The organism is Dietzia sp. CQ4, from assembly GCF_014145125.1.
In the GTDB taxonomy this organism is placed as follows: domain Bacteria; phylum Actinomycetota; class Actinomycetes; order Mycobacteriales; family Mycobacteriaceae; genus Dietzia; species Dietzia natronolimnaea.
Map to the genome: position 1 here is coordinate 1 of NZ_JAALDZ010000349.1, position 9,642 is coordinate 9,642.

A 9,642-nucleotide genomic window follows, 5' to 3' on the forward strand; every position below is an offset into this window, starting at 1 on the left:
GCCGTCGTCCAGTGCGGCCAGGACCGCGGCCAGCGTCGGCTCGGACAAGCCCTTCGGCAGCCGCACCGGGGCCCGGCCCTCCGGTGCCCGGGTCGGTCCCTCCGTCGCCGGGGCCGTGGGCCCCACGCCCGCCCCCCTCCGTAGCAGGGCGTCGATCTCCCCCTGCCCGAACGAGTCGAGCTCGGCCGGCGGCCCGGCGGCGAACTCGGACCGGAACCGCTCCAGTCGCTCGACCATCGCGGCCCTGGTGAAGGGCTTGACCAGATACCCGGCGACCTGGCCGGACAGCGCCTGCCGAACGGTGATGCGGTCCCGCAACGAACTCACCACGATCACACTGATCGGGCGGCGGGAGATCGTCCGGATCCGGTGCAGCACCTCGATCCCGCTGAAGCCCGGCAGGCCGATGTCGAGTAGCACCAGGTCGATCCCGCCACCGGCCACCCACCCCACCGCCCCCTGCCCGTCGGCGACCGCGGCGGTCACGCCGAAGCCCGCGACGCCCTCCACGTACCGACTGTGCAGGCGCCGCGCGACGGGATCGTCGTCGACGATGAGCGTCCGGATGACGCGGCCGCCCTGTCCCTCGTCCGTCATCGTCCCCCCCGCAGCCGTACGGTGACCAGCGCCCCACCGGCCGGCGACCTGCCCACCTCGATCTCACCATCCCGGTCCAGCACGATCTGCCAGACCACCGCCAGGCCCACGCCGCGCGTCGCGTTCCGGCCACCCGGCTCCTTGGTGGAGTAACCGTGCTCGATCATCGTCGGAAGCGCCTCCGGGTCCAGGCTCGGCCCGTCGTCACCCACCGCCACCTCGGTGCCGAACTCGTCCGCCAGCACCAGAACCTGGACGTGGCCCCCGGGCCCCGCCGCCTCGACGGCGTTGATCACCAGATTGGCGATGAGCGAGAGGTCGTCGCCCCCGAGCTCACCTGCGCTCGTCGAGGTCAGGGGGTCGATCTCCAGCAGTCCCCCCTGTGTCCGGTACTCCGCCGCCATCTCCCCCAACACCGCGCGCAGGCGCGGATCCTCGACGCCCCCGTCGCGGGTGTCCGCACCGGTGATGGGGGCCAGCTCCGCCAGGTAGTCCAGTGCCGCGTCGGCCTCGCCGCTCTCGACCAGCCCGTACACCGCATGGATGCGGGTCCGGAACTCGTGGGTCTGCTCGCGCAGAGCCCGGGACAACCGTCGCTGCTCCCCCAGTTCGGCGTTCTCCGCCTCCAGCCTGCGGACCCGGGCGCCGATCGCCGCCGAGACCCCGGCGGCCCCGGTCAGCCCGACCAGCACCGCCAGCAACACCCACGGTGCCATCGCAGTGAGACTCGACCGCAGGTCGGCGGCGATCTCCGATTCGAGCACCCCGACCGATGCCGCGCCGACCACGTCGCCGTCGCGGTACACGGGCACCTTGGCACGCAGGGTCGGACCGAGCGTCCCCTCCTCGGTGCCGACGAAGGTGGCTCCCGCCAGGACGTCCGACGGGTCGGTCGAGACCGGTCGGCCACGCTCCCCTGCCACCGGGTGGGTTATCCGGATCCCCCGCGCGTCACTGATCACGACGTAGTCGACGCCGGACGCCTGCTGGATCAGCTCGGTCAACGGTTGCAGCTCCTGCTCGGCGTCACCCCGCCCGATGGCCTCCCGCACCTGGTCGAGATCCGCGAGGCTACGCGCGACCGCGAGGACCCGCTCGGTCGTGGCCTCGCGCACCTGCCGCTCCTGGGCCCGGGCCGCGGCGAAGGCCGTCAGGCCCACGCAGGTCACCACGACAGCGCACTGGATCAGCAGCACCACGAGGAGCCGGAACCGCCGGCTGAGCAACCACTCCGAGTACCGCGCCACCCCGCTCCTCCCCTCGCCCGCACCGCCACCGTCCGGCCCGGCGGCGTGAGCATCAATGAGCACAAAGACTAGTTGTGCCCCACATCACACGTTGCCGATCCATGCTCAGCTCATCCCTCGGTGGCGCTCATGCCATCGACCACCTGGAAGGACCGTTGATGCGACACCCCTTCGCCCGCATCCTGACCGTGGTACTCGCCGTCGGGCTCACCACGGCCGCGGCGACCGACGCCAGCCGATCCGGAGGCGGCGACAACCCGCGGACCCAACTGAGCATCATCGCACCGGCCGCCCCCGGGGGCGGGTGGGACACGTTCGGCAGGGAAGCACAGCAGGCACTCATGACCAACGGGATCGTCAACGCGGTGCGGGTCCGCAACGTCCCGGGCGCGGCCGGGACCATCGGACTGACCCAGTTCGTCCAGCTCGCCGGACGCACCGACTCACTGCTGGTCACCGGCGGCGTCATGGTGGGCGGGGTGATCCTGCAGGATTCCGACGCCACGCTCGAGGACACGACGCCGATCGCCCGCCTCGCCGACGACTACAACGTGCTGGTGGTCCCCGCGGACTCCCCGTACCAGACCCTCGACGAGTTCCTCGCGGCATGGCGTGAGCATCCGGGCATGGCGATCGCGGGCGGGTCGCTCGGGAGCATCGACCATCTGCTCACCGGCATGCTCGCCGACGCCGCCGGCATCGACCCGGCCCTCGTCAACTACATCGCCTATTCCGGTGGTGGGGAGGTCGTGAGATCGATGATCAGCGGCTCCGCGCTGGGCGCCATCTCCGGCGCCAACGACTTCGACGCCCAGATCGAGGCGGGCGAGCTCCGTGCGCTCGGGGTCTCGTCGGCGACCCCGGTCGAGGAGCTGTCGACCCCGACCTTCATCGAACAGGGAGTGGACGTGTCCATGTCGAACTGGCGCGGACTGGTCGCCCCACCGGACATCCCGGACGAGGTCCGGGACGAGCTCATCGCGATCATCGCGGAGATGCGCGAGACCGACGAGTGGCGCGACACCCTCGGGCGCAACAACTGGACCGACGAGTTCATGGCAGGTGACGAGTTCGCGCGGTTCCTCGACGCGGAGATCGCCACGACCGAAGACATCATCAGGGAGCTGGGACAATGACACTCTTATCCGACCAGACGAGCACGGCGGTCCCGCCGGCCCGGTCCGGCGACCGGAGGCGGTGGTGGCGCGACCGGACCGAGCTCGGGTTCGCCGCCGGCGTACTCGCGCTCGCAGTGTTCATGATCGTGCAGATCATCACCATGGATGTCCCCGAGGGCGTGGGAGCACCCGGGCCGCGGTTCGTCCCCGCCCTCGTGGCCGGATTCCTGATCCTGACCGGCGGACTGCTGGCGATCAACGTCATCCGCACCCCTCGGCACACCGCGGCCACCTCGACCATGGGTCAACTGTCCACCGACATGCTCGAGGACCTGGCCGCGATCGACGACCCCGTCGACTCCCCCACCACGACGTCGCCGGTACCCGCCGCCGACCCGGAGTACGTGCCCGTCGACTACCGCACCACCGGAATCGTGATCGCCGCCCTCATCGGGTTCGCGTTCCTGCTCCAGCCCGTCGGCTGGCTGGTCACCGCCAGCGCGCTGTTCTGGATCGTGAGCCGCGCGCTGGGGAGCAGACGGCCGGTCTTCGACATCGCCGTCTCGGTGATCTTCGCCTCCGTCATCCAGATCGCGTTCTCGGCCGGGCTCGGCCTGGGACTGCCCGCCGGAATCCTCGAAGGAGTCGTGCCGTGGAGCAACTGAGCCTGCTGGGCGAGGGCCTCGCCGGGGTGCTCACCCCGATGAACCTCACCCTCCTGCTGATCGGTGCCCTCCTCGGCACCGCGGTCGGTGTCCTACCGGGACTCGGCTCCGCGATGGCGGTCGCCCTGCTCCTGCCGGTCACCTTCACCCTCGACCCGACCGGCGCCTTCATCATGTTCGCCAGCATCTACTTCGGCGGACTGTTCGGCGACTCGACCTCCGGGATCCTGCTCAACACACCGGGCAACTCGTCCGCCATAGCCACGACGTTCGAAGGGCACCGGATGGCCAAGAGCGGCCGGGCGGCCAAGGCCCTGGGGATCTCGGCGATCGGCGCGTTCACGGGCGGCATGATCGCGTGCGCCTGCGTGGTGATGTTCTCCCCCTATCTGATCGTCCTCGCCCGGGCGTTCTCGTCACCGGAGTACTTCGCTCTGGCGGTGTTCGCCTTCGTCGCCATCTCGGCGGTGGTCGCCGAGTCCGTCGTGAGGGGACTCGCCGCGCTCGGGCTGGGTCTCGCTCTCGCCCTGGTCGGAACCGATTCGATGACCGGCACCCAGCGATTCACGCTGGACAACCCGTCCCTGTTCGAGGGCATCTCGATCATCGTGATCACCGTGGGCCTGCTGGCCCTCGGCGAGGTGCTGCACCAGGCGTCGCGGATCCACCGCGAGGCGCACATCGGCGGTCCGGTGACCACCGAGGGCTCACCGTTCCCGACCCGGAAGGAGATGCGCAGAATCGTGCCCGCCTTCCTCCGCGGCACGGCGTTCGGTCTGCCCTTCGGCACGATCCCGGTCGGCGGCTCCGAGGTCCCGACGTTCCTCGCCTACGGCACCGAGAAGGCACTGGCCGCGCGGCGCCACGACCCAGACTTCGGCACCCGCGGCGCGCTCCAGGGCGTCGCCGCACCCGAGGCCGCGGGCAATGCCACCGCCGGCAGCGCGATGGGGGCGCTGCTCGTCCTGGGCCTGCCGACCTCGGCGACCGCCGCCATGATGCTGGCCGCGTTCCAGCAGTACGGGATGCAGCCCGGTCCCCTGCTGTTCGAGACGAGCGCCGCACTGGTCTGGCCGCTGCTGGCCAGCCTGTTCGTCGGCCTGATCATCCTGTTGATCATCAACCTGCCGTTCGCGGCCGTGTGGGCGAAGCTGCTGCTGATCCCCCGCCATTACCTGTACGCCGGGGTGACGGTCATCGCGATGCTCGGCACCTACGCGATCTCCTCGTCGACGCTCGATCTCTGGATGGTGATCGCGATCGGCATCGTGGGATTCCTCATGCGCCGGTACTCGATCCCGCTGGCCCCGGTGCTGATCGCCGCGATCCTCGGACCGCTGGCGGAGCTCGAACTGCGTCGGTCGCTCGCGCAGTCCGAGGGCGATGTGTCGATCCTGTTCTCCTCGACCATCACCCTCACGCTGTACGCGTTGCTGGCGGCGGCCGTCGCGGCGAGCATCATCCAGCACACCCGGCACCGTCGTCGTCGGCGCGTGGAGGCCGCCGAACGGGTGGAGCCCGCCGCTCGGTGAGGGAACCGCGGGACACGACGAAGGCCGCCCACGACACGTGGGCGGCCTTCGTGATCCTGATCGGTACCGGTGGGGGGACTCGATCCCCCGACCTCACGATTATGAGTCGTGCGCTCTAACCAGCTGAGCTACACCGGCATGCCCTGCCAGTCGGGCGATCGAACCGCCCCGCACAGTGCGAGCCCCCTGACGGAATCGAACCGTCGACCTTTTCCTTACCATGGAAACGCTCTACCGACTGAGCTAAGGGGGCCGGCCACTCCGGTTCGCGAATCACTTCGCGGCTCGGGGTGAAAGCCTCTAGCAGATTACACACACGCTCGAACGGGGCACAAATCGCCCGGTTGGATGGGGTCGGCGCCCCGCTGGCAGGATGAGGGGCATGCGAATCTCCGTGGTCGTCCCCGTCCTCGACGACGCCCACGAGCTCGCCGGGTGCCTCGCGGCCCTGCGTCGCCAGACCAGGACACCGGACGAGATCGTGGTGGTGGACAACGGTTGCGCCGACGACAGTGCCGAGGTGGCCCGCGACGCCGGGGCCCGGGTGGTCACCGAGGCCGTGCGGGGCATCCCCTCGGCCACGGCCACCGGTTACGACACGGCCTCGGGAGACGTGATCGCCCGCCTGGACGCGGACTCCCGCCCGGGCCCGGACTGGGTGCAGCGAATCGACAAGGCGTTCACCGAGGACCCCGAGCTCGTGGCGATCTCCGGCCCGGGCGAGTTCATCGGGCTGAGCGGCTGGCGGGCCCGCGCCGCCCGGCTGCTCTACATGGACGCGTACTTCGTCTCCGTGGGCGCCGCGATGGCGCACCCGGTGCTGTTCGGGTCGAACCTGGCGATGCGGCGCGAGGCCTGGGATCGCGTGCGGGACGGGGTGAACCGATCGGACCCGGAGCTGCACGACGACATCGACCTGTCGTTCCAGTTCGGTGCCGCCGACCGCCTCCGGGTGGACCGGTCGCTCACCGTGGGCATCTCGGCGCGCCCGTTCGACGATCCCGCCGCGATGCGCCGACGGTTCTCCCGCGCGTTCCGGACGATCGCCCGCAACTGGCGCATCAGCCCGCCCTCGCAACGCTGGATGGCCCGCGTCCAGCGCTGAGGCCTCAGGCGCGTCCTCGACGTGCGCGCCCCGGAGGTCGCGTGACCGCGGGGGCGGCGAGCGGCGTCAGGACCAGACGAGCACCGACCACAGAACGATCTGCGTCACGCAGAAGCCCGCCAGCATGTTGAGCACCAGGAAGCGCTTCCAGCCCTCGTTGGTGCGCTCGGCATCGGCGTCGGTGACCCCGACATAGGCCGCCACGGTGGCGAGGTACGGCAGGATCGCGAAGGCGGCCCCGGAGGCCGGCCACGGCGCCGCCGCCAACAGGACGACCACCGCCGCGACGTAGCAGGCCAGCGCGAACCACACCGCGGCCCGGGCCCCGAGCACGGTGGCGACGGACTTCAGGTCCGCCTCGCGGTCGAAGCGGACGTCCTGCACGGCCCCGAAGGCCTGCGAGGCCGCACCCCACAGCATGAACGCGATCAGGCACGCCCACACCCCCCCGGTCAGTTCCGCACCGGCGATGGTCCAGCCGACGATCGCCGGGGAGACGAAGTGGAACGCGGAGGTGAGCGAGTCCAGGAACGGGATCTCCTTGAACCGCAGCCCCTTGGCGCTGTAGGCGATCACCGCGAACGCGCTCGCGGCGAGCCACAGGGACGACTCCACCGTCCCCGTCAGCACCAGGTACACGAGGAACGGCACGGTGGTCACCGCCGAGGCCACGAGGGTGGCCGTGTGACGGGACCGCTCGAGCACCGATCCCTCGACCCCGCCCTTGCGGGGGTTGCGCAGGTCGGACTCGTAGTCGAAGACGTCGTTGATCCCGTACATCGCGAGGTTGTACGGCACCAGGAAGAAGATCGTGCCGATCACGCCGACGAGGTCGAACCCCCCGGTCGCCAGGAAGTACGCCAGGGCGAACGGCGCGGCGGTGTTGACCCACGACACCGGCCGGGACGACCAGAACAGCGTGGTGAGCAGTCCCGGCGTCCCGGGCCGCTCGGGGGTGCGGACCTCGTCGTCGTCGCCGGGCTCCGGGGCGCGCGTCAGCAGCGCGTCCCCCCTCCCCGACACCGTCGGGCTCCCCACCTCGGCCCCGACCCGGGGTGACGCGGTGAGCAACGCCCACACCGACGGCACGAAGACCGCCGCGGCCACGGCGTAGGCGAAGTCCTCGATGGGCGCCACACCCAGGCGGATGCCGCTGGTGAGCGAGTCGTCATAGGCCACGAGCCCGGCCGAGATCATGATGTTGTCGAAGACCGCGGTGAGGATCATGAGGATCAGCAGCGCGCCGCCGACCCCGATCAGCCACCGGCGTCTCTCGGGCCCGCGCAGGCGCCAGGCCGCGAGGAGCGCCACGGCCACCACGGGGATGGACATGGTGAGGTTGAGGGTCGTGTACAGGCTGGTCACCGGCGTTCCCCCGTCATCCGGGAGGGCCGGGACGCCCTGGCCGCCCGGGAGTCCCGCGCGTGGTCGACCGCGCGCGAGACCCCCGCCGCGCACACCAGCGCGAGGTGGGACAGGAACGCCAGGAACACGACCTCCTCGAACGGGATCTCCGGCGCCACCAGCAGCCCGGTCATGAAGTCGGTCTGTCCGCGGAAGAACACCCCGCTGCGCACCCCGAGCACGTCCCAGGTGAGCAGCAACGCCACGGAGGCGGTGACGGCGAGCGCCGCGGCGGCGGGCGCACGGAACGCCGCCAGCTTCCAGCGGTGGTCGATCACCAGGATCCCGGCGAAGGAGACCACCTGGACCAGGAGATAGGACAGCCCGATCACCTGTCGAACACCGTGCCCCCGCCGGGTTCCGCCACCGGGGCGGTCCCCGTGTCGCCACGGACGTGTTTGAGCACCAGCTCGGCGCTGATGAGGCACATCGGCAACCCGATCCCGGGGATGGTGGACGCCCCCGCGTAGTAGAGACCGTCGACGTGCCTGGAGACGTTGCGGGTCCGGAAGAACGCGCTCTGGGCCAGCGTGTGGGCGGGGCCGAGGGCGGTGCCGCGCCATGCGCCTAGGTCGTCCTCCAGGTCCGCCGGGGCGATGGTGCGACGGACGACCACCCGCTCGGCCAGGTCCGGGATCCCGGTCCAGTCGGCGATCTGGGCGATGGCCTGGTCGGCCGCCGCCTCGATGGTCGCGTCGCCCGCGCCGTCCACGCCGCCGTGGCCGAGACCCGGGTCGGCGGGGATGGGGACCAGGACGAAGAGGTTCTCGTGCCCGGCGGGGGCGATGCCGGAGTCGGGTCCGTCGGTCGCGCTGGGTCGGCAGACGTAGAGCGAGGCCGGGTCGGGGATGTGGGTGGAGTCGCCGAAGATGGCGTCGAAGCCCTCCTCCCAGCGGTCGGTAAAGAGCAGCGTGTGGTGCGCCAGCTGCGGCAGCTCCCCCCGGACTCCGAGCAGCATGAGCAGCGCGCCTGGTCCGGGCGTCTTCGAGTCCCAGTAGGACTGCGGGTAGGTGCGGAGCTCCTCCGGGAGCCACCGGGTCTCGAGGTGGTGCAGGTCGGCTGCGCCCACCACGAGTCCGGCGGGCAGCGTCCGCTCGGCGCCGGACCGGTCGCTCACCCGGACGCCGGTCACCCGGGCGCGGGCCGTCCCGCCGTCCGAGCCGCCGTGGGAGGTGGTGGTGAGTTCCACCGCCTCGGTGCCCGTGTGGATACGCACCCCCTGCGCCTCGGCCACCCGGCGGACGGCGGCGATGAGCTCGGTGAACCCTCCGCGCGGGTACAACACCCCGTCGGTGAGGTCGAGATGGCTCATCAGGTGGTAGATCGACGGGGCGAGGTACGGCGACGAGCCCAGGAACACGGCCGGGTAGCCGAGGATCTGGTGGATCCGGCGGTCGGTGAACCGGCGGGCGACGAAGGACTGCAGCGGCTGGACGAGCCGCGCCACCAGCGACCCCGCCCGGGCCAGCACGTCCGGTCGCACCAGAGCGGGGTACGAGGTGAAGTTGGTGTAGAGGAACCGGCGCAGCGCCAGGTCGTAGGTCGCCCCGGCCGAGTCGAGGTACTTCCCCAGAGCGGTACCCGCGCCCGGCTCGAGCGACTCGAACAGGTCCTGCGACGCCTGGCGATCCGAGCGGATGTCGACCGGGTCGGCCTGCCCCTCGAAGTAGACGCGGTATCCGGGATCCAGCCGGACCAGGTCGAGCTCCTCGGCGGCCGACGAGCCGCACAGCCGGAAGAAGTGGTCGAACACCTCGGGCATCAGATACCAGGACGGGCCGGTGTCGAAGCGGAACCCGTCCGCCGACCAGCTGCCGGCGCGACCGCCCACCTCGTCCGTCGCCTCGACCAGCGTGACGTCGCGGCCCTCGCGGGCGAGCAGGGCGGCGGTGGCCAGTCCGGCGATCCCTCCGCCCACCACCACGACGGGGCCGTCCGGGGCCTGCCCACGCGCGTGGGCGCCGGGCAGTCGGT

Annotated in this window: 9 protein-coding genes and 2 tRNA genes; 4 read left to right on the forward strand and 7 right to left on the reverse strand. The window is 71.2% G+C overall.

Features of this window, described 5'->3' with window-relative positions:
* On the reverse strand, positions 1-597 hold a 597-nt coding region (locus G6031_RS16630; RefSeq protein WP_182653866.1), incomplete at its 3' end, for a response regulator.
* The gene (locus G6031_RS16635; protein WP_182653867.1) at positions 594-1,907 is read right to left on the reverse strand and encodes an ATP-binding protein; all 1,314 of its coding nucleotides are present in this window, start codon (positions 1,905-1,907) and stop codon (positions 594-596) included. The genes G6031_RS16635 and G6031_RS16630, both read right to left, overlap by 4 nt.
* Positions 1,908-2,002: 95 nt before the next feature.
* Between G6031_RS16635 and G6031_RS16640 the strand changes: the two genes are divergently transcribed.
* Genes G6031_RS16640 through G6031_RS16650 form a run of 3 tightly spaced genes read left to right on the forward strand, consistent with a single transcriptional unit; the run spans position 2,003 to position 5,159 of the window.
* On the forward strand, positions 2,003-2,980 hold the full coding sequence (locus G6031_RS16640; protein WP_182653868.1) for a tripartite tricarboxylate transporter substrate-binding protein: 978 nt from the start codon (positions 2,003-2,005) through the stop codon (positions 2,978-2,980).
* A complete protein-coding gene (locus G6031_RS16645; protein ID WP_182638649.1) occupies positions 2,977-3,627 on the forward strand; it encodes a tripartite tricarboxylate transporter TctB family protein in 651 nt (216 codons plus the stop codon). The genes G6031_RS16640 and G6031_RS16645 overlap by 4 nt, the downstream gene beginning before the upstream one ends.
* Positions 3,615-5,159: a tripartite tricarboxylate transporter permease gene (locus G6031_RS16650; protein ID WP_179523177.1), complete on the forward strand. Its 1,545-nt coding sequence runs from the start codon at positions 3,615-3,617 to the stop codon at positions 5,157-5,159. The genes G6031_RS16645 and G6031_RS16650 overlap by 13 nt, the downstream gene beginning before the upstream one ends.
* Before the next feature lie 64 nt (positions 5,160-5,223).
* Here G6031_RS16650 and G6031_RS16655 read toward each other — a convergent pair.
* Both G6031_RS16655 and G6031_RS16660 read right to left on the reverse strand, forming a co-directional pair.
* Positions 5,224-5,297: transfer RNA gene (locus G6031_RS16655), tRNA-Met, on the reverse strand.
* A 42-nt stretch (positions 5,298-5,339) separates the two neighbouring features.
* A tRNA-Thr gene (locus tag G6031_RS16660) sits at positions 5,340-5,412 on the reverse strand.
* A 129-nt stretch (positions 5,413-5,541) separates the two neighbouring features.
* On the opposite strand from G6031_RS16660, the gene G6031_RS16665 reads away from it, so the two are divergent.
* Entirely contained in the window at positions 5,542-6,264 is a 723-nt protein-coding gene (locus G6031_RS16665; protein ID WP_182653869.1) for a glycosyltransferase family 2 protein, read from the forward strand.
* Between the two features lie 66 nt (positions 6,265-6,330).
* Here the strand turns inward: G6031_RS16665 and G6031_RS16670 are convergent, their stop codons facing one another.
* The 3 genes from G6031_RS16670 to crtI are packed head-to-tail and all read right to left on the reverse strand — an operon-like array spanning position 6,331 to position 9,637.
* Positions 6,331-7,629 carry a prenyltransferase gene (locus G6031_RS16670; RefSeq protein ID WP_182653870.1) on the reverse strand — a complete coding sequence of 433 codons (1,299 nt, stop codon included), beginning with the start codon at positions 7,627-7,629 and terminating at the stop codon, positions 6,331-6,333.
* Positions 7,626-8,000, reverse strand: a complete 375-nt coding sequence (locus G6031_RS16675; protein WP_179523180.1) for a lycopene cyclase domain-containing protein — start codon at positions 7,998-8,000, stop codon at positions 7,626-7,628. The genes G6031_RS16670 and G6031_RS16675 overlap by 4 nt, the downstream gene beginning before the upstream one ends.
* The gene (gene crtI / locus G6031_RS16680; RefSeq protein ID WP_182653871.1) at positions 7,997-9,637 is read right to left on the reverse strand and encodes a phytoene desaturase family protein; all 1,641 of its coding nucleotides are present in this window, start codon (positions 9,635-9,637) and stop codon (positions 7,997-7,999) included. Before crtI ends, G6031_RS16675 begins: the two co-directional genes overlap by 4 nt.
* Positions 9,638-9,642 lie beyond the last annotated feature (5 nt).